General features: G+C 59.8%; 20 protein-coding genes and 1 pseudogene. 11 read left to right on the top strand and 10 right to left on the bottom strand.

Annotation, left to right across the window (positions count from 1 at the left end; all coding sequences use genetic code 11):
• The first annotated feature begins 311 nt into the window (after positions 1-311).
• Together CupriaWKF_RS21095 and CupriaWKF_RS21100 are read left to right on the top strand one after the other, a co-directional pair.
• Positions 312-596 (top strand): septal ring lytic transglycosylase RlpA family protein, encoded by a 285-nt coding sequence (locus CupriaWKF_RS21095; protein ID WP_276102702.1) that lies wholly within the window; start codon positions 312-314, stop codon positions 594-596.
• Positions 597-709: 113 nt separating this feature from the next.
• Positions 710-1051, top strand: coding sequence for a YciI family protein (locus tag CupriaWKF_RS21100; RefSeq protein ID WP_276102703.1), 342 nt, complete (start codon positions 710-712; stop codon positions 1049-1051).
• Positions 1052-1469: 418 nt separating this feature from the next.
• Here CupriaWKF_RS21100 and CupriaWKF_RS21105 read toward each other — a convergent pair whose 3' ends face one another.
• The 6 genes from CupriaWKF_RS21105 to CupriaWKF_RS21130 all read right to left on the bottom strand — a co-directional run bounded on the left by CupriaWKF_RS21105 (position 1470) and on the right by CupriaWKF_RS21130 (position 3980).
• On the bottom strand, positions 1470-1712 hold the full coding sequence (locus CupriaWKF_RS21105; RefSeq protein ID WP_276102704.1) for a hypothetical protein: 243 nt from the start codon (positions 1710-1712) through the stop codon (positions 1470-1472).
• 49 nt (positions 1713-1761) lie between these two features.
• Positions 1762-2031 (bottom strand): GTP cyclohydrolase, encoded by a 270-nt coding sequence (locus tag CupriaWKF_RS21110; RefSeq protein ID WP_276102705.1) that lies wholly within the window; start codon positions 2029-2031, stop codon positions 1762-1764.
• Positions 2032-2043: 12 nt separating this feature from the next.
• The gene (locus tag CupriaWKF_RS21115) at positions 2044-2352 is read right to left on the bottom strand and encodes a hypothetical protein (RefSeq protein ID WP_276102706.1); all 309 of its coding nucleotides are present in this window, start codon (positions 2350-2352) and stop codon (positions 2044-2046) included.
• A 26-nt stretch (positions 2353-2378) separates the two neighbouring features.
• Positions 2379-2615 carry a hypothetical protein gene (locus tag CupriaWKF_RS21120; protein ID WP_276102707.1) on the bottom strand — a complete coding sequence of 79 codons (237 nt, stop codon included), beginning with the start codon at positions 2613-2615 and terminating at the stop codon, positions 2379-2381.
• Between the two features lie 198 nt (positions 2616-2813).
• On the bottom strand, positions 2814-3332 hold the full coding sequence (locus CupriaWKF_RS21125; RefSeq protein ID WP_276102708.1) for a hypothetical protein: 519 nt from the start codon (positions 3330-3332) through the stop codon (positions 2814-2816).
• Positions 3333-3653: 321 nt separating this feature from the next.
• Positions 3654-3980 carry a hypothetical protein gene (locus tag CupriaWKF_RS21130; RefSeq protein ID WP_276102709.1) on the bottom strand — a complete coding sequence of 109 codons (327 nt, stop codon included), beginning with the start codon at positions 3978-3980 and terminating at the stop codon, positions 3654-3656.
• 313 nt (positions 3981-4293) lie between these two features.
• Here CupriaWKF_RS21130 and CupriaWKF_RS21135 point away from each other — a divergent pair, with 313 nt between their 5' ends.
• Positions 4294-5151: a transglutaminase family protein gene (locus tag CupriaWKF_RS21135; protein ID WP_276102710.1), complete on the top strand. Its 858-nt coding sequence runs from the start codon at positions 4294-4296 to the stop codon at positions 5149-5151.
• A gap of 6 nt (positions 5152-5157) precedes the next feature.
• On the opposite strand, the gene CupriaWKF_RS21140 is transcribed toward CupriaWKF_RS21135, so the two are convergent.
• The gene (locus tag CupriaWKF_RS21140; RefSeq protein ID WP_276102711.1) at positions 5158-5475 is read right to left on the bottom strand and encodes a hypothetical protein; all 318 of its coding nucleotides are present in this window, start codon (positions 5473-5475) and stop codon (positions 5158-5160) included.
• Between the two features lie 1286 nt (positions 5476-6761).
• Here CupriaWKF_RS21140 and CupriaWKF_RS21145 point away from each other — a divergent pair.
• Positions 6762-7067: a panthothenate synthetase gene (locus CupriaWKF_RS21145; RefSeq protein WP_276102712.1), complete on the top strand. Its 306-nt coding sequence runs from the start codon at positions 6762-6764 to the stop codon at positions 7065-7067.
• A gap of 265 nt (positions 7068-7332) precedes the next feature.
• On the opposite strand, the pseudogene CupriaWKF_RS21150 reads toward CupriaWKF_RS21145, so the two are convergent.
• Positions 7333-8447 (bottom strand): annotated as a pseudogene (locus CupriaWKF_RS21150) (sensor histidine kinase).
• A 354-nt stretch (positions 8448-8801) separates the two neighbouring features.
• Here CupriaWKF_RS21150 and CupriaWKF_RS21155 point away from each other — a divergent pair.
• Positions 8802-9263 (top strand): hypothetical protein, encoded by a 462-nt coding sequence (locus CupriaWKF_RS21155; RefSeq protein ID WP_276102713.1) that lies wholly within the window; start codon positions 8802-8804, stop codon positions 9261-9263.
• 328 nt (positions 9264-9591) lie between these two features.
• On the opposite strand, the gene CupriaWKF_RS21160 is transcribed toward CupriaWKF_RS21155, so the two are convergent.
• Positions 9592-10347 (bottom strand): IclR family transcriptional regulator, encoded by a 756-nt coding sequence (locus tag CupriaWKF_RS21160; RefSeq protein ID WP_276102714.1) that lies wholly within the window; start codon positions 10345-10347, stop codon positions 9592-9594.
• Positions 10348-10440: 93 nt separating this feature from the next.
• Here CupriaWKF_RS21160 and CupriaWKF_RS21165 point away from each other — a divergent pair, with 93 nt between their 5' ends.
• The 5 genes from CupriaWKF_RS21165 to CupriaWKF_RS21185 all read left to right on the top strand — a co-directional run bounded on the left by CupriaWKF_RS21165 (position 10441) and on the right by CupriaWKF_RS21185 (position 15231).
• Entirely contained in the window at positions 10441-11415 is a 975-nt protein-coding gene (locus CupriaWKF_RS21165) for a tripartite tricarboxylate transporter substrate binding protein (RefSeq protein ID WP_276102715.1), read from the top strand.
• Between the two features lie 108 nt (positions 11416-11523).
• Positions 11524-12222 carry an RraA family protein gene (locus CupriaWKF_RS21170; protein WP_276102716.1) on the top strand — a complete coding sequence of 233 codons (699 nt, stop codon included), beginning with the start codon at positions 11524-11526 and terminating at the stop codon, positions 12220-12222.
• Positions 12219-13151 (top strand): hydroxyacid dehydrogenase, encoded by a 933-nt coding sequence (locus CupriaWKF_RS21175; RefSeq protein ID WP_276102717.1) that lies wholly within the window; start codon positions 12219-12221, stop codon positions 13149-13151. Before CupriaWKF_RS21170 ends, CupriaWKF_RS21175 begins: the two co-directional genes overlap by 4 nt.
• 9 nt (positions 13152-13160) lie before the next feature.
• Entirely contained in the window at positions 13161-14234 is a 1074-nt protein-coding gene (locus CupriaWKF_RS21180; protein ID WP_276102718.1) for a cyclase family protein, read from the top strand.
• Positions 14235-14265: 31 nt separating this feature from the next.
• Positions 14266-15231 carry a tripartite tricarboxylate transporter substrate binding protein gene (locus CupriaWKF_RS21185; protein WP_276102719.1) on the top strand — a complete coding sequence of 322 codons (966 nt, stop codon included), beginning with the start codon at positions 14266-14268 and terminating at the stop codon, positions 15229-15231.
• A 175-nt stretch (positions 15232-15406) separates the two neighbouring features.
• On the opposite strand, the gene CupriaWKF_RS21190 is transcribed toward CupriaWKF_RS21185, so the two are convergent.
• Positions 15407-15844: a universal stress protein gene (locus CupriaWKF_RS21190; protein WP_276102720.1), complete on the bottom strand. Its 438-nt coding sequence runs from the start codon at positions 15842-15844 to the stop codon at positions 15407-15409.
• 404 nt (positions 15845-16248) lie between these two features.
• On the opposite strand from CupriaWKF_RS21190, the gene CupriaWKF_RS21195 reads away from it, so the two are divergent.
• A complete protein-coding gene (locus CupriaWKF_RS21195; protein ID WP_276102721.1) occupies positions 16249-18063 on the top strand; it encodes a lactate permease LctP family transporter in 1815 nt (604 codons plus the stop codon).
• Positions 18064-18258: the final 195 nt, after the last annotated feature.

Genomic DNA, 18258 nt, shown 5'->3' on the forward strand with positions numbered 1-18258 from the left:
TGACAATCCGCAGCGCTTCTGAAAAGACGCCATCAAGATTCTTCCCGCTCTCAGTATTGGGTCGGACCTTCAGGGGCGTCGCTTGTCACCTAAAATATTGTCAAGGTGTCACGTAACCTGGCACGCCGCCAACGCGAACTTCTGGAGACCGTTAGAACCACGTCACAATCACTGATGGGTGGTCTATGGTGCTATCACTTCGCTATTTTGGAGTCTTGGGATTCTGCGCTTTGTTCACGGCTTGCGGACAGATTCCGACCAAGCATGCTGCGTGCAGAGCTGATTCCTGTCGCCCTCGGCACGAGCACGAGATGTTGCAATCCGGTGAGGCGTCGTGGTATTCGGCAACGTTCCAGGGGCATTCGACCGCAAACGGTGAACGCTACGATGGCGGCGCATTGACTGCCGCCCATCGAACATTGCCGCTCGGCAGCTATGTGCGCGTCAGATCGTTGGCTACCGGAAAGTCGGTTGTGGTTCGCATCAACGATCGTGGACCATACGTCAAAGGCCGGATTATCGATCTCTCTTACGCTGCGGCGGAAGCCTTGGGTTTGCCAGACGCGCGGTCGATGCGCGTGCAGATTGAACGTTGATTGTCTGCTTTGGGCGGCCGTTTTCTGTCATTCGTATTAGGGCGCGTTACACATCGCCCCATAACACGTTAGGGCCTCACAGACAGCACTGACCTCAACCGAAGGACCGAACGATGACGAAATACCTTATCTCCTTTCCTGGAAGGGCGATGAAAGTCCTCGCCGAGGACTTTGCCCCCGTGGGCGAAGCTGCGCGCGAGGTCGTGCGCGAGGCGAAGGCTGCAGGCGTGTACGTGTTCGGTGGTGGTATCAATGAGGATGTCGCACCACTCATGGTCGCCGCAGACGGCACGGTCACAAACGAAACCTATCCCCAGACGAAGGAGTTCGACGGCGGCTTCTGTGTCCTGCAGCTCCCATCGCGCGAAGCCGCCATCCTGTGGGCTGCAAAGATCGCAAAAGCTTGCCGCTGCTCGCAGGAACTCCGCGAGTTTGGGTATGACCCCGAGAGCTGACGGGCAGGGTCCGTACCCGCTGCGATCGATGACACGGCACCAGCGCACCCGTGGGCGGGTGGCCGACGTCAGAGTCCGGCCAGGAAGCGACGTGCGATGTCGCCCCGACCGTGCCATTCAGACGACCGCTTCGCCACCGAGCGGCACAAGCGCGCGCGTGTTCTACGTTCCGGATATGCACTGGTCTGACTTGGGGTTAGCGAAGCGTGCGGCCATGCAACACGGCGAACACATTATCGAAGGCCAAGTCGCAGGTGAATCGCTGGCCGGTCTTTGATGGCAAACGCGGAAGCCCTTCTTCGGAATAGAACTTACGTGCAGACGCATACTCCTGACGAAAGACAGAAGTGCGGCCTATGGCCGCAAAGCGGTGCGTCTTAAGGTGGATTGCTTCGTGGATGGCTTTGGCCGAGGCTCGCTACTTCCCTTCGTCCGGCACGTTGTACATCTCGCGTAGCTGGCTAGCGAACGGGCGGATCGCCTCCAGGCATGCGGCGCTGTTGTCGCCTTCCATGGTTGACAGACTCCAGTTGCAGCCGCTGGCATCCGCGGCATGCCAGAACACGTCGCCAAAGCAAGCGCCCTCGCATTCCGAGAATTTTGCCTGTTCCGCACGAAGCATGGCGCGCAGTTCGGCCTTGTTCTTGACCTGTCTTGACATGGTGTCTCCCCTTTCTCTTTCGATCTGAGCCTGTGGCATGGCCGACGGGCTACCTCGCCTTGACGGAGGTGGACATGCCGTCGATCGCGTCCCTGGCTGATGACAAGGCCAGCGCGATGGCAGCATGCGGGGCGCTGGCAAAATGCTGGATCATGGGTGGCAGCCGTCTGCGGGATCCCATTCCTGTACTCACCTGCGTGATCGTTACGGTAGCGAGGAAGCGCGGCTGAACCAGGTCGCCGCCGAGGACCGCACCGGGGGCGTGACGCACCCTTGCAGATACCCTGAAGCCTTTGTAGATTGCGTTGTTCTGAGACATGTTGGTCTCCTTTCAACGTTGAGCATACGCGGATATGCCTTGATGTGTCCGATTTACATTCGGTGACAAGGTAGCAATGTCATCGCGAGCCTTTGCCTCTCCGTAGTCCAGCGCCGCATCGACGCTGTGAAAGTAGTCGGTGCCGTCGATGAGATCGAAGGAATGTGCGCTGGGAAGATCGCCTCTGATGGGCCGGCAATCCGTACGAGCAAGCGAGTAGCGCACTACGTAGCCAACCGCTCCGGCCAACTGGGTGGGACCGTGGTGTTGCTCCGCTTCGATCAACACTTCATATTCACCAATCGTGGCGCGTCGTTGCATATCTGACCTCCGCTCTCGGCCTCCGCTCATTCATCCGGCCCAAGAATAACGTCCACGGCGGCCCGTCCTGCCAGCTCCGCCACCAGGTAAACCCAACGTCTGGAGTACGGCCCGCCAAAGACTTTGATTCGCTTGCCAATCGCTGCAACGCCTGGCGGACTCATGGGTCCCTCAACCTGGAACCAGACGTCGAACATGTCCTTGGACGCCAGATTGAGATCGACATGGATATCGAACCCACGGTACTCCGTCACGCGATCCATAGCCATCTTCAACCTTCCAGGAGGAGTGAGTTTTTCAACGTAATACCACGACCAGTAGGGATTGAAGTTGATGTGAGTCCGGAGCAGTAGGATCCAACCATAGGTACGTGGGGATTCGGCCGCCAAACTTCTTTCTCGCTCAGGCCGCGCAACATACGTTTCCGGGGACGCATCGGCACGGCCGATCCGAAGCGGCAGTCATAGCCATCTGAAATTCGGCATCAGGTCACTATGCTCGTCGACCCCGACGCCGCCCAGTTCGTTGATGATCTCCTTCAGGGCTTCCTTCGATCGCGAATCGCAACTGGCGATCATCAGCAACTGGCCCGGTGCCATTTGCGCATTCTGCCGCCACAGTGCAAGGCGGCCAATCCTGGCGCCAACCAATCCGCCGACCCACCATCCGATCATCGCGCCAAGCATGACAGCACCAACATACGCAACGGCAGTGGCACTGGCGCCGGCGGAAACGCCGTATCTGAAGATGACAAGCGCGCCGACGATCGCGCCGACGAAGATTCCTGTGATCGCCGCCTCTTCGCGGTACGTGGTCTGACCGACGTCGATCCTCGGCAGTCCGTCGACGGGCTGATTGTCGCGCTGGACAAACCACGGCCCTGCGACGAGTGTCGGGGTACCGGCCAGATCGCCCAGTCGCGCTTGTGCAAGTCGCGCGGTGGCCTTGTCTCTCAGACTGAAATACAGCAGCGTACGCATGAAATTACCTCACGCAATCTCAGTTTCCATTTCCGGCGAGCCGGCGGATGCTTGCTTGATGGCTGCGGCCCATGCTCCTGATGGCCCTGGTGCGGGTGCAGGACGGTGACCGCAGGTCTGGCCAGCCTTCGTTGACAGCACGATCCCAGTCAATCAGCAGCATATTTGCCTGATGCCACCGGGACGCTGCCAATCGCATGACTCCGAATCGCTGGGTGTTTCCCTTCGGCGGCCTGCCCATCGGGCGGTCGCGTAGAAGGCGTGTGACATGTATGGCCCGGTAAGTGGTCTCTGCAGATTCTTTCGGCACGATATGTTCCTTCATCGCTTGCCAGGCTGAAATAGTGATGGCAGTGTTGAAAAATGGTCACCGTTATGGGCACCGATCTTCCATTGCCAGCGGGTAATCATCTCCACCCATATCGCATTGCTGGAAATCGTTACGGCATCGTCATCACGATGAGAGCACGGCTCCGCCAGTCTGAAACGCGGAAGCGCAGGAGCAAAGGCGGAGACCAGCTTCGCGAATGGTCTTGCGGAGAAGAGTCTCCCTCGCCAGACATCGGTTGCATCAATCCCGGCGAATGACTGACTGACTTGACTACTGGGGGACTGGGCGAACGGCGGTCGCCGCGCGGCATCTTGCATGAATTTTCCAGGGATCCCCGTGAGTGACTTCAGGAGTCACCAGTCCTAAGACGTCATCGAGGGGGAAGGCCCGGAAACGAGTGATAGGCGAACCAGAAGCACCTGGCTACTGAAACGCTGCTCCTATCAGTATAGGGGGGCGATGCACACCGTCCTAACCCGCTTACAAATTGATCAGGCAGGCGCTGCGTCGCACCTGCGGTGCCCGCTGATGCAGACCTTTCGCCCGCTTCCGGCGCTACACTGAAATGGTGGCCAGAGCCGTTCACGCGGCCGGCACCATTTCCGCCCCCATGTCGACACAAGGTCAGCAATGAACCGTCTTAGGTACTCGGTGAACCTGTCCTATGAGATCCTGGATCCCACAGGAGACTTTCTGTTGATTGTCGAAGCTGCGAAGACCGCAAGACAGTCCGTTGTCTCCGAGCGTCTGGCGCTCACGCCACCGGTTGAAGCCGATCGGTACACGGATCCACTCTGCAACCGCCTGCTCAGGATACGTGCGAACAAGGGCCCGCTGGCCATCCGCTATGAAGCTGTGGTGGACATCGATCATCGCCTGGACGATGGTATGTCACTCACGGAGGTACCCGTCGCCGAACTCCCCTTCGATGTCCTTTCGTACCTCGCACCGAGCCGGTATTGCGAATCCGACCGCATGATGGAGTTCGCCATGCGCGAGTTTGGCGGCATGCGCCCCGGCTATTCGCGCGTGTATGCGATTCGGGAGTGGGTGCGCAACCATGTGCGCTTTCTTTCGCGATCCACCAATGAGCGCACCTCGGCGATCGATACGATTGTCGAGCGCACTGGCGTATGCCGGGATTTTTCCCACCTGATGATCGCGATCTGCCGCGCCCTGAGTATTCCCGCCCGTATGTCCAGCAGCGTGGACTATGGCGCGGACCCCGCCATGGGTGCGCCGGACTTTCACGCGGTGGTCGAGGTGTTCCTGTCGGGCGGATGGTACCTGCTCGACCCCTCGGGGGTATCCATTCCGACTGGCCTGCTGCGCATCGGCACCGGCCGCGATGCCGCCGACATTCCGTTTGCCGCCATATTCGGCAAGGTCGAGTCGAAGCGGCCCTTTATCGAAATCCAGCCAATGGCCGACCCGGCTGCCGGGATTGGCCTGCCGCTCGCAACGACAAGCGCCATCTCCACCTGGTAAGCGGCATTAGCGCGCTTCGCCTTTCATCCCTTCCATTTCCATGGCGGCGTTCCAATCCTCGTATGCCGCAATCGGTTCCATGGCCTCGTCGACGAACGATGACGCGCGTTCCGCGGCAGCCGACGGCCCCAGAAGAACATCCTCCCGATCACCATCCTCGGCCTTCGGCGGCAGCAACATGTCTTCGAGCATCCCGCGTAGTTCCGGGATATCCCATGGCTTGCCAAACCTCGTTTTTCTGTTCTGATAGTGGCGAACCTCCGAGTCTTGCTCGGCGGTAGGTGGCAGAACTCGGAATGTAGGGCCTGTGTCGGGTTGGATCATGGTGTGCCTCCCTCATCGGTCGGCATTCGTTGAATGCAGAGGTATCGCCCCCGGTCATGCCGACGGCTTCGCGCTACCGTCTCACGGACACTGTTCTGATGCAGCTTCCAGCCCCTATGCGGCGCAGTGTTATCGAGCAAAAATGCACAGAGGTGGTCCCGTGGGCGTGTGTGTTTCATTGCTGGACACCTCACCTAAAACGCTGATGTTGCCAGTCTCTGCCGCCTCTGGCATGGATGACTATGGGTTCTGTCCTACATGCGCCGTGTCGTTGGGCGCACGTTGCTAGGCAGGCCGCCAGGCAGTTATCTCACCCAGCCCGTTGTCCGGCACGCGACCAATTCCCTTCAGGGAGACGTCTATGCAACGTCCTATCCTTAGGGGGATTCAGTCGGGAGACGTCACGTGCTTGACGTTAAGACGGAGCTTCGGGATCTCGAAATGAGCACCCGGCATATCACTGAGGGACGCCAACGCATTCGCCGCCAGATTGCCCTTGTACGAGAGTTGCGCGCGGACGGTCATGACGTCGCCATGGCACTCCAGCTCTTGGACGCTCTGCGAGGCTCAGTGTCTGCCCAGCGAGAGCATCGAGCGCTGATCGTGAAGGTGCTAAATGACCATTCCAGACTGCGGCTTGGCGTTGCGCTAGCCGAGGGGGCGTTCGAGCCTGCGCCCAGGCGGAGATAACACAGACTCCACCGGGGGAGCCTAGCGAATCACTCCGCCCATCGATTTCCCGTACTGAGCGTGCCCATACGGTCTACTCAGACTCGGCGACATCGCTGACGACACCAGCGTTTGTACCATCTGGCGTTCTCTGTCGAGAAGGGTCGCCTTGGTCCCTTATGGTAACCATCCTGATCCCGAGCGGATTCCGACATAGGGCCATCTATCGTTCGGCGGGGAACTGCAACGTCTAGACGGTGCTGGGCGGACGCTTGCCTCGTGACCGTTGTAGCTTGAAATCCGCCGTTGGGACGGCGACGGGTCGAATGGCCGCAAGGGGTCGCAGATTCACGGCTGGCATCTGACCGCGACCGACCAGTTCCGGCGTTCGCCGGCGAGCGTGGGCTGACACTCAAGCGTCAGCTCGCGACAAACTGCAGACGTCGGCCGCTGTCTATCTCCCGCATCAGTTCCCTGGTTTTAGATGCTCATGCTCAGTACCGTTCCGCACGAATGAGCGAGGAGTCTAGCCTTGTGTTGCCTAGACCACTAAAGCAACGTCGGGGAACTCTTATGCTTGAAAAGTCCATTCAGGGCTTCAAGCAAGGAGGATGATCATGCGCATGCTTCTCAACATACGAATTCCCCACGAGCCATTTAATGCCTTCGTGCGCGAAGGCACCATTGGGGAAGTGATGGCGAGGATACTAGAAGAAACAAAGCCGGAAGCCGCCTATTTCACCGAGCAAAACGGAACACGCGGAGCCATCCTCGTCGTCAACCTCGATGAGCCGTCGCAGATTCCTGCGCTCGCAGAGCCGTGGTTTCTAATGTTCAACGCCGACTGCGAGTTTCGCGTAGTGATGGCTCCGGAAGACCTGAAGAAAGCCGGGTTAGAGAATCTCGGATCGAAGTGGAAATAGCAAGAGTTGGGGAGTTGCATGAGTCTAATTAGGTGGACGACCGTTAGTTAGGAGTTATCTCCCTCGAAGCGGTGACAGATCGAAGGCTCGGAGCGGGGCGGCAAGCGACTAGCGGCCGCCCTAATGGCCAAGGGCACTGCCCGGCCATGAGCCGTCGCTCGTCAGCACGTCGTAAGGACATTCCGACGTCAATTCAGCCTCGCTAGCGGCCATTGCACTCCGGAAGACGGAAGCCGCTTCCTAGCTCAGACCTTCGTGGAGGCTGCTACCCACGACGCGGTAGACGCACAGCAAACGCAGTCTCTGCCTGGTCGGACCGAACCTCAATTGATCCCTGATGGGCTTTGGCAATTTCGCTCGCAATATAGAGCCCGAGCCCGAGGCCGCGCGGGTTGTTGTCTTCCTGATTTGGGCCTCTGCGCAGCGGCTCGAAAATCCGGTCCAGCGTCAGCCGGTCAATGGCAGGACCGCTGTTGATAACCTCTAGACAGACTTCCGCATCGAGACCGGTGACTGCAATGCGGACCGGCTTGTCCGGCGCGCCGTACGCTATCGCATTGAGCACCAGATTTGAAATCAGTTGCTGCAGGCGCACGCCGTCCCAAACACCCAGTAGGTCGCCGCTTACCTCAAGATCGATGCGGCGGTCTGGATTGGCGGCACGCAACTGGTCTACGGTATCGCCAACCAGGTTAGCCAGGTCGACTTCATCAGGCGCGATGTTGATGCCCAAGCCGAGTTTCGTTCGGTTGAAATCGCACAGATCATCCAAAAGCGCGTTCATGCTGGCACCGCTTCGAATCAGTCGGGTTGCCGCTTCTGATACCTTCTCCCCGGCGTTCAGCGCGGCCAGGTATTTAGCGGTCATCTGGATGGTCTGGAGGGGACTTCGCATATCGTGCCCAAGCATGCCGAGCAGCAGATTGCGAGACTGCTCTACCTCCGCATCGAAAAAATCCACCGATTCTGCGATTGCCTGATCGATCGCTTCGTTGAACCGGACCATGTCGTCCAAGTCGTCGGCGACCAACTGAAATTCGTCTAGCCACAAGCGCAGCACGCTGGCGCGAAGAGCGCGGTACTCGGCAACCAGTTGGTTAATGCTGAAGCCACCACGCGCCCGCATGACGGCGTGCGTCTGCGCTGCAGTTTCCGGCGCGTCGGGCAGTGTGGGGGCCCGCCCCAGTGACTTTTCGCGCTGAGCGTCCCTCGTTTGTGAGGTTGATAGATCCTTGGCAATGGCCTGCAGGATCTGCGGTGCGCTGTCGCGTAGGGCGAGAGAGTTCAGGCACGTGCAGCCGGCAGCAACGTGGTGGCAAAGGCCTCCCATTCCGCCAAAATGTGCTCCATGTCCCGCAAAATGAAATCAGCTAATCGCATGGCAACCAAGAGGAATTGAAGACCTACATTTCAGCAGAATAGGAGTTTGGCTCCTGCTGAGGCAACGTCGCCACTTAGGCACACGGTCATTACCTCATGAAGTGATGGAATCTTGGGGAAAAGCCTAGGAACGAAATCAGTGCGACTGCTCTAAATTCTTCCTGGATTTGTGCGGCGCAGCAATCGAGGGCCGGCCTCCCGAAGCCATCCCAACCGGACTGTGTGGTGCGCGAGGCATGCCCTCGCGACCAGGCCCATGCGGACCCAGCGACGCATTCCAGAGTGGCCAGCGCTTGACATCTCGGCCGGCGCGAACTTTGCTTGTGATAGGAAGCGGCTCTCCAGTTATCGCCCATGTCCTTGCAGACGCCCCCGGCCCGTACCTGGGCCCTCCACTGCACCCTCTTTCGGGGGCAGACGCCGCCGCGCGCCTGCCTGTACCTGCTCGCGGACCTGCGCCGGGGCGTCGCGCTGTCGGCCATACTGGCCGAGCAGCCGCTAGGTGGTGCCTTGGCCGCATGGCTGGAGGCGGCCGCGATCGGCAGGCCCCCGCCACGGGCGCTGCAGTCGACCGAGCTGCCTTCGGAGCAAGACCGGCGGGCTCTTTTCGCCTGGATTATGGCCTACGACGTTGTTCTAGAGCCGCAGAATCTGGGTGGGCGTTTCTGGAAGCCAGTTGATCAACTCTTGCAGTCGGCGTGGGAAAGCCTTGGTCTGGCGCCCGGCGCAGTCGGCGAGATGCCGACTTGGTCCGGCGCGCAGCAGGGGCTGGACCGCTGGTTTCGCGTACATTGCCAGCACCTCAGCGGAGTGTGACCGCGTGCAGGAGGCGTCTGCGATATTGGCGACCCGATGGTGGGGGTGGCGGTAGCCGCTGCAGGTCCTGAGCACCCGGCGGGGGCCGCATCCGGTGGAAGCAACAGCGGTGAAAGAGATGTTCAAGGAAGCGCGGGTGCGCAACATGTGGGCAGAGACCGGCCACCACCTGTCACTCGCAATTCGAAACTTAACGACCAGAGTGCGCCAGACATCGGTCGCTGACCGCCTCAGCGAAGTGCCTTTCACGATCACCATTCATCGGGCCACTAGACACTTGGCTCTCATGAGGTAATCAGAGCATTGGCTCAGAATCGCCCCCTCGAAATCAGGGATGCCATGTCGTAGGCCGGACGGTCTGATCCCGGGAGCCGGAAATTGCATAGGACACTTCCTTTCCGGCGGCCAGCATCAGATCCACATACTCCGCCAACTTATCTCGCGTCAGCCGACTAATGGGCCCTGAGATGCAAAGAGCCCCGGCCAAAGTCCAATTGATTCCGAACACCGGGACAGCCAGGCTCGAAACTTCAGGCTCCCGTTCGCCCATTGAAATGAAATAACCATCTTTGCGAATGGCCTCGTATGGCTCGCCGCTTTCGCCTGCGAATGCCCGCAACACTCTGCCCGGCGCTCCGGTGAGAGGAAGCCTTTCCCCGACGCGCACGTGGTGCCGCACCGCGCCCGGTCCTTCGACTCGCACCAGGCAGGCCCGAGTGTCTCCCTCCCGGACATAAAAGGCCGCGCTTTCGCGTGTTTCGTAGGTAATTCGCCTGAGCACGGGCTCCACCGTTTCATTCACGCGAAACGCAGCCTGATAGCGCGCGCCCAGCCATCCTGCGGCCGCTCCGAGGCGCCATTGGCCATCTTCGCGTTGGACCAGGTACTCGCTTTGCGCCAGTGTCCGCGCCGTGCGCAGCACGGTCGATTTGCCCATCCCGACCCGTCGGCTCAACTCCGACAGGGTCAACGAAGCGTCATCGGCAGAGAAGGCCTCGAGAATTTGCAAGGCACGGGTGACCGCGATGATTGTGTCTTTATCCGCACCTTCCGGCACCTGTTCCGGCTGAGCATTCCGTTTCATGGCACATGTTCCGCTATGGACAACGCAATTGTATAGCACGGAACAGCCATCTATAGTCAAGGCACAAATACAAGGCTTCGATTGGAGACACCCTTGAAGATCATCCTTCGCGTTCTGGCCGCCTGCACCATGGCTGCAGTGCCTGGCCTTCCTGCGTATGCCGCAGACACCTATCCGGCCAAGCCCATTCGCCTGATCGTTCCCTTCCCACCGGGCGGCGCGCCGGATACCTTCTCGCGCGAAATTGGCCAACAACTGAGCCGGGATCTGAAGTGGACCATCATCATCGACAACAAGCCAGGTGCTGGCGGCAATCTCGGCGTCGAGGCTGCGGCAAAAGCGTCGCCTGACGGCTACACGCTGGTATTCGGCCAGACCAGCAATCTTGCCATCAACCCGTCGTTGTACAAGAAGCTGCCGTATGACCCAGCGAAAGATCTGACGCCCATCGGCTTGATTGCCTCCGCACCTCTCGCGATTGTTGCCAACAACAGTTCACCATACAAGAACCTGGCCGACGTGCTTGCCGCCGCGAAAGCCAAGCCAGGCACGGTAACGTTCGGCACGCCGGGCAATGGTACGGTCGCACACCTCGCCATGGAACTCCTGCAGAAGCAGGCCGGTGTGAAGATGCAGCATATTCCATACAAGGGTGCATCGCAGGCTCTCACCGACGTTTTGAGTGGCCAGGTAGAAATCTATATTGGCTCCGTCCCTACGGTGATGGGTCAAATCAAGACGGGCAAGTTGCGCGGAATCGCTGTGACCTCTGCGAAGCGTTCGCCGCAATTGCCTAACACGCCCACCGTAGCGGAAGCCGGCGTGAAGCAATTTGACGCGGACACATGGTTCGGCCTGCTTGCACCCGCCGGCACCCCGGCACCCGTCGTCGCAAGACTCAACGCTGAATTGAATCGAGTACTCCAGGTCCCGGCCGTTCGTTCCAAGATCGAGGCGGAAGGCGGACAGGTCTTGGGCGGTAGTACCGCAGCATTTGCAGGCCTATTGCAAAAGGATCTTGCTCGCTGGCGAGTCGTGGTCAGAGACTCGGGCGCGACCATCGATTAACGCCTCGGCGCGCGCCCGCGCGCCGGATTCCACTTTCGCAGTTTCACAATCCGTCGGTTGGCTTGCCAACTGCGCGGCTGGATTCACTCGCAGATTTTAGGAGCAACTATGTCGGCAACCCAACAACTCCCTGATGTCATCCGTGATTTCGAACGCGTTTCGTCCGATATCGTCAAGCAGGCGTCCGAGTACGCGTCTTCGATCTTCGCCGATGTAGCGGGACGCCGCGGCGGCCTGCACGGGCGGATCGCACCACTGAGCCAAAAAAGCAAGTTCTGCGGTCCGGCTGTCACCGTGGAAGTTCGCCCGGGCGATAACCTCATGATTCACGCCGCCATGGCGCTAGCTCAACCAGGCGACGTCATTCTCGTCGATGGCAAAGGCGACCAAAGCAGCGCGCTGATGGGCGCAATCATGGTTAATCAGTGCATTGCACTCGGTGTCGCGGCCGTCGTCCTGGACGCCGCTGCGCGTGATGCCGAAGAGATCATCGAGACTGGCTTCCCGATGTACTCTGTAGGACTGAATCCCAACGGGCCTACCAAATTCGTACCCGGCCGCGTGAATCATCCGATTCAATGTGGCGGCGTTACGGTGCGCCCGGGAGACCTGGTCATCGGCGATGCAGACGGCGTGGTCGTCATCGAGCGCGAAAAAGCCCCGGCTCTGATTGAGGAGGCTGCAAAGAAGGTAGCGGCGGAGCGCAAACGCATCGAAGGTATCAAGTCTGGCGAAGCACTGCGACCATCCTGGCTGGATGATGCCCTGCGTGCCGCAGGTGTCCTGAAGGCTGGGGAAACGCTGTGAGTACGCCGGACAAGCCCGTAATCGTCGTGACCGCGGCGAACATTGCGCCACAGGCAGTCGCGCTGCTGTCCGACTTCGAACTGGTCTATGCAGGAAAAGCGGCAACCGAAGAAGAGACCGCAGAACTTTGCCGGCGTTACGCGCCTGTGGCTATCATCGTCCGCACAAGCAAGGTCGGCGCCATGGCGCTCGACGCGGCGCCGTCGATTCGCGTCCTGTCAAAGCACGGAAGTGGCATCGACAACATCGACCAGGAAGCTGCGAAGGCTCGTGGCGTCAAAATCGTGGCCGCGACAGGCGCAAATGCGGCAGCAGTGGCCGAACAAGCGCTGGCGCTAATGCTAGCCTGCGCAAAATCGGTGGTGAGCCTAGACCAGCGCACACGCAACGGCCATTGGGACAAATCGACGCATCAAAGCCTCGAACTGAAGGGGCGCACGCTCGGACTTGTAGGCCTGGGGGCGATCGGCCGACGTTTCGCACAGATGGCGAATGCCATGGACATGAAGGTCATTGGATATGACCCTTATGCCACCGATCTGCCGGCGAAAATCGAGCACGTCAGCCTCGACACGATCTGGCGAAATTCGGACGTCATATCGTTCCATTGTCCACTGACCACCGAGAATCGAGGACTCCTCAACGCGGATAACCTGGCCAAATGTAAGGATGGCGTTATCGTCGTCAACACCGCGCGCGGTGGACTCATTGAAGAAGGCGCGCTTCTGGCAGCGGTTGAGAGCGGCAAAGTGGCCGCAGCAGGCCTGGATTCGTTGCAGCAAGAACCGCCGCCCGCCGATCATCCCTTCTTCAGAAACAGCAAGTTCATCATCAGCCCGCACATCGGCGGCGTAACGAGCGATGCCTTCGTCAACATGGGTGTTGCCGCCGCGACAAACGTACTGGCTGAACTCTTTAAGCAGGGGTAAGGAGCCGACATGAGCGAGGCATCCCAGCGCCGGTGGCAGCGGAAGCCGGCCGGCAGCAATTGGGGCGAATTTGGACCGAACGACCAGCGCGGACGCATGAACCTGGTGGATCGCGCCAAGGTACTGCAAGGCGTCGCAGAGGTACGCGAAGGCATTACGTTCTGCCTTTCGCTTCCCCTCGATTACCCCGGCGGCCAAACTATGAACATGCGTCGGCAGCCACCGCGGCGCTTCGCAGTCCTTCGGGATGGAAAGAGCGCCGGGCAGCAGGGTTTCTGCTGGTCGTACCGTTCCGAGGATCCCGATCTGACGGACGTGGTCAATGACGATGTCGTGCTCATGAGCCTGCAGTATTCAACGCAGTGGGACAGCCTTGCACACGTAGGCAGTCATTTCGATGCCGACGGTGACGGCAGCGACGAAGCTGTCTTCTACAACGGCTTTCGGGCCGGCGAGGACATCAGAGCCGGTGTCGAGACTCAAGCGCCCGAGGCGTGGGCAAGATACGAAAACCCGGAAGCCGGAGCGTTGAGTATCGCCGTCCTTGCTGAGCACGGTGCCCAAGGCCGCGGCGTCATGATCGACATCGAGCGCCACATTGGGCGTAAACGACAGGCTGTCGGCTACGACCAGCTCATGCGCATTCTGGAAGCAGATAACGTAACCGTCGAGTCGGGTGATATGGTCTGCCTCCATACCGGGTTCGCCGACACATTGTTATCGATGAACAAGTCGCCCGATCTCAAGGTACTCCACGAATCCGGCACCGGACTGGATGGCTACGACGCGAAGCTGCTCAATTGGATCACCGACTCGCGCCTGGCATGCCTGCTGGCAGACAACCCCGCCGTGGAGCTGGTTGTGCCGAAACCGCTGACGCCTTCCCCCATTCGCGGGCCAAGATTGCCGCTGCATGAACATTGCCTGTTCAAGAATGGCATTCACCTCGGCGAGCTGTGGCATTTGACACCATTGGCATACTGGCTGCGCGAGAACAATCGTAGCCGCTTCCTGCTGACCGCGCCACCTCTGCGCCTTCCCGGCGCAGTAGGTTCGCCGGCGACCCCGATCGCGACGGTCTAGTACACAACTACAACATTCTGGAGACGAGAAAATGTTCAAGTCCGTTACCGGCGCCATTGCCGGCCTCACACTGCTGTGCGCCACCACGTGTGCCAGCGCCGCCTATCCCGATCATCCAATCCGTCTCGTCGTTCCGTATCCCGCAGGCGGCGCTGCCGACACGGTCGCCCGCATCGTAGCTGCGCCTCTGGGTACCAAGCTGGGTCAGACCATTGTCGTAGACAACCGCCCCGGTGCAAGCGGTGTGATCGGTGCCGGCGCGGTCGCCAAGGCTGCGCCGGACGGCTACACCCTGCTACTGGATGCTACGGCTCACTCGGTCAACCCTAGTCTGCAACCGAAGCTTCCTTACGATACCGCGAAGGACTTTGCCCCCATCTCCCTGGTGGTACTAGTGCCAAACCTTTTAGTGGTTCCTCCAAACTCTCCATTCAACTCGCCCAAGGATATCGTGGCGCGCGCAAAGGCTACGCCTGGAAAGCTCACCTATGCGTCCGCGGGCTCCGGCACCGCACAGCATCTGGCAGCAGAGCTGTTCCGTCAACAGTCTGGACTGACTATGCTTCACGTTCCCTACAAAGGGGGTGCACCAGCCTTGAGTGACTTGATGGGTGGCCAGGTGGACATGATGTTCAGCAACATGGCAGCGTCTTACCCACTGGTCTCTGGCAAGAAGTTGAAGGTACTGGCGACCACAGGCGCAAAGCGCTCCACCACGTTGCCCGATGTACCCACCATCTCGGAATCCGGACTTCCCGGCTACCAGGTGTATGAGTGGAATGGCTTGTTCGCGCCTGCTGGCACATCTGCGGAAATCATAGAAAAGATCAACAAGGCAACAATCGAAGTCTTGGCACAACCCGCAATCAAGGAACGTCTCGCGGCAATCGGCGCGGAGGCTTCTGGTGATAAGCCACAAGAATTTCGAAAGTTCCTTGATGCGGAGCGCGCAAAATGGGCGACAGTCATTAAACAGGGCAATATTCGCCCGGAATGATGTTGGGTCTGGAGAACGTACTGCGCGGAGTGTCGATGGCCGCTACGTAGGTCCTTACGGCCATTGGCATCGCCGTGCCAACGGCCGAGAAGGTCGGTAGCGGACCGCGGTAGCTGCTGTGGCCAAAACAACTGTTGACCTCCTTGCGCCGACCGATTTCACGACCTCCGCCGCGCTAGCGATAGACGAGCACGGGAATCTTGCTGTGAGTCAGTACCTTCAACGTCTCGCTCCCGATCAGGATCCCCTGCACGCCGCGCCGCCCATGAGACGCCATCACAATCAAGTCGCAGCCCTTGTCTTCGGCCGTCTTGATAATGGCCTCATAGGGATGATCGCTAGCGACATAGGTAGTCTGACAATCCACGCCGCTAGCGCGGGCTTCTCGCGCAAGACTATCCAGATACTGGGTCGCAACCTTCAGTGCCTCGTTTGCATACTCCTCGCGGGTATTCGCCAACATTTCAACGTGATAGCTCATCAGATGGTAGTCCGGACAGACGCGCACCGCGGTGACGCGGGCTCCCATCTCTCTCGTCAATGCGATTCCCTTGTGGAAGGCCGATTCGGCCAAGGGTGAGCCATCGACTGCCAGCAGAAGATGTTTGAACATGTCGTCCTCCTCGCCTGCCGCGCGCTAGAACGAAATGCCGCTCGGCTGCGCTACGGCCAATCCGAGCGACAGAGCATGGAGAGCAGGAGCCACGGTAACGACGTACCGACTGTCTCCGAACGCCCACCATCTGACTCGAGTATAGGTGGCGAGATGGGCACGTCAACGCGCGACGGATCCCCCTTGACAATGCTCGATACCGCAATGCAGCAAGCCCGAATCTGAAACGTAAGGTGCCGCTGCGTCCTGATTTTGGTTTGCTGGCTGGTACACGCGGCAGTAGAATTTTTGCGGACCACGCTGCTCTTTCTCCGGCATCAGACAACTCGCGTACCGGATACGAATTCGCCAAATGCCCGTGCAGCCTCCGATTCATTTGAACGGGGTAACCAATGAGGGAAGCCATGTACCAGCAGACATACGATCCACTCGGGAACGTGTTTCTTTCCACAGCGGTGGCAGCGATTCCAATCCTTGTGCTGCTGTACTTCATCGCCCTGCATCGGCATCGTGACCCGCACGGCAACGTGCACCTCGGCATCTCCGCACCCTATGCGGCGTTCTATGGCGTCATCGCGGCCTTCCTGGTTTCCTGCATCGTCTTCAGGATGCCGCTTGCCTCGGCGGCATCAGCGTTTGCGCTCGGATCCCTCTCCGGCTTCCTGGGAATCATCTGGATCGTTCTCGCCGCAATGTTCCTGTACACGATGACGGTGGTAACCGGCAAGTTCGAGATTGTGAAGGAGTCCATCATCCATATCTCGTTCGATCGGCGGCTGCAGTGCGTGCTGATTGCGTTTTCATTCGGGGCGATCATCGAGGGAACCTCGGGCTTCGGGACACCCGTGGCAATCGCCGGTGCGGTGATGGTGGGCCTGGGATTCAAGCCCTTCCAGTCCGCTGTCCTGAATCTCTTGGCCAATACCGCGCCCGTCGCGTGGGGCGCGATTGGCACGCCGATCGTCACGCTGGCGGCGGTGAGCGGGCTGGACCAAGTCACGCTGTCTGCCATGGCCGGCCGCCAACTGCCTTTTGTCTCGATCCTGGTCCCCTTCTGGCTTGTTGCCACGTTCGTGAAGATGGAAGGCGGCACCTGGAAGGAGGCATTCGAAGTGTGGCCGGCAGCGCTGTGCGCGGGGGCATCGTTCGCCGTCATGCAGTGGTTCGCGTCAGGGACCAACGAGTTCCACCTGATGACGGACGTGGTCTCCGGCGTGTTTTCGGTCATCTGCACCGCACTCTTTCTGCGCTTTGCCTGGCATCCGAAGACACGCTTCCTGCTCAGGGCCGAGCGCGAGGCGCTGGCCGCGGCCGGTAAGGCCAGTGCGACAGCCCCGGCCGACAACACCGAATGGAAGTACGCTTACACGACACGCGAGACAGTCTATGCGTGGCTGCCCTGGGTGATCCTGATCCTTTGCTGTGCCATCTGGGGCATGCCAGAGTTCAAGAAGTACCTGAATAACCTTTTCTCCTCGGTCACGTTCTCTACGACATTGCTCGGCTCACCTTTCTCAGGGACGCTCTCGCTACCCGTCTGGGACATGCCTGCGCTGCACAACCTGGTGCAGAGGATGCCGCCGGTGGCGCCAGTCAATGCCAAGCCGGAGGTGGCAAGGTTCACCATCAACTGGCTCTCTGCCGCCGGGACCGGGGTGTTCGTCGCGGCGATCCTGTCCGGCCTGGTCCTCGGGCTCAGTGCGGCACAATGGAAGGCGGCCTTCCGCCAGACCCTCCAGCGCATGAAGATTCCAGTCCTGGTGATCGCACAAGTCCTCGGACTCGGGTTCCTGACGCGGTACGCCGGTACGGACGCCGTGCTCGGCCTCGCGTTCACCGGCGCCGGCTTCCTGTATCCCTTCTTTGCCGCCTACCTTGGCTGGCTCGGCGTCTTCCTGACGGGCTCCGACACGGCTTCCAATGCCCTATTCGGCAGCCTGCAGCGAATCACTGCCCAGCAACTCAACTTGAACCCGATCCTGATCGTTGCCACGAACTCGACCGGCGGCGTGATGGGGAAAATGATCGACGCGCAGTCCATCATGGTGGCCTGCGCGGCATGCTATGACGAACCAGAGGAGAGGTCGCATGCGCTTGGACCAATCTTCCGCACCATTTTCTGGCACTCCATCGTCGGAGCCGCGGTGATTGGCCTGATAGCGCTTCTGCAAGCCTATATCTTCCCAGGGATTATTCCGGTAGCACCACTCGGCAAATGAAACGTAAGGAGCAGATTCGGCAAAGGCCAGCCCGCGCCCCGTTATCGGGTCGCATTCACATTTTCGGAAGTAACCTGCCGACGAGCGGGCGCGGCCAGTCTCGGGCATCGCCCGCCGCCGGCGTCAGCCCTTCCCCAGGATTGTCACTGCCTTGTTCGCATCGTCGAGCGAGTCCACCGACACGTAGGCGACAAG

It is taken from the genome of Cupriavidus sp. WKF15 (assembly GCF_029278605.1).
GTDB lineage: Bacteria > Pseudomonadota > Gammaproteobacteria > Burkholderiales > Burkholderiaceae > Cupriavidus.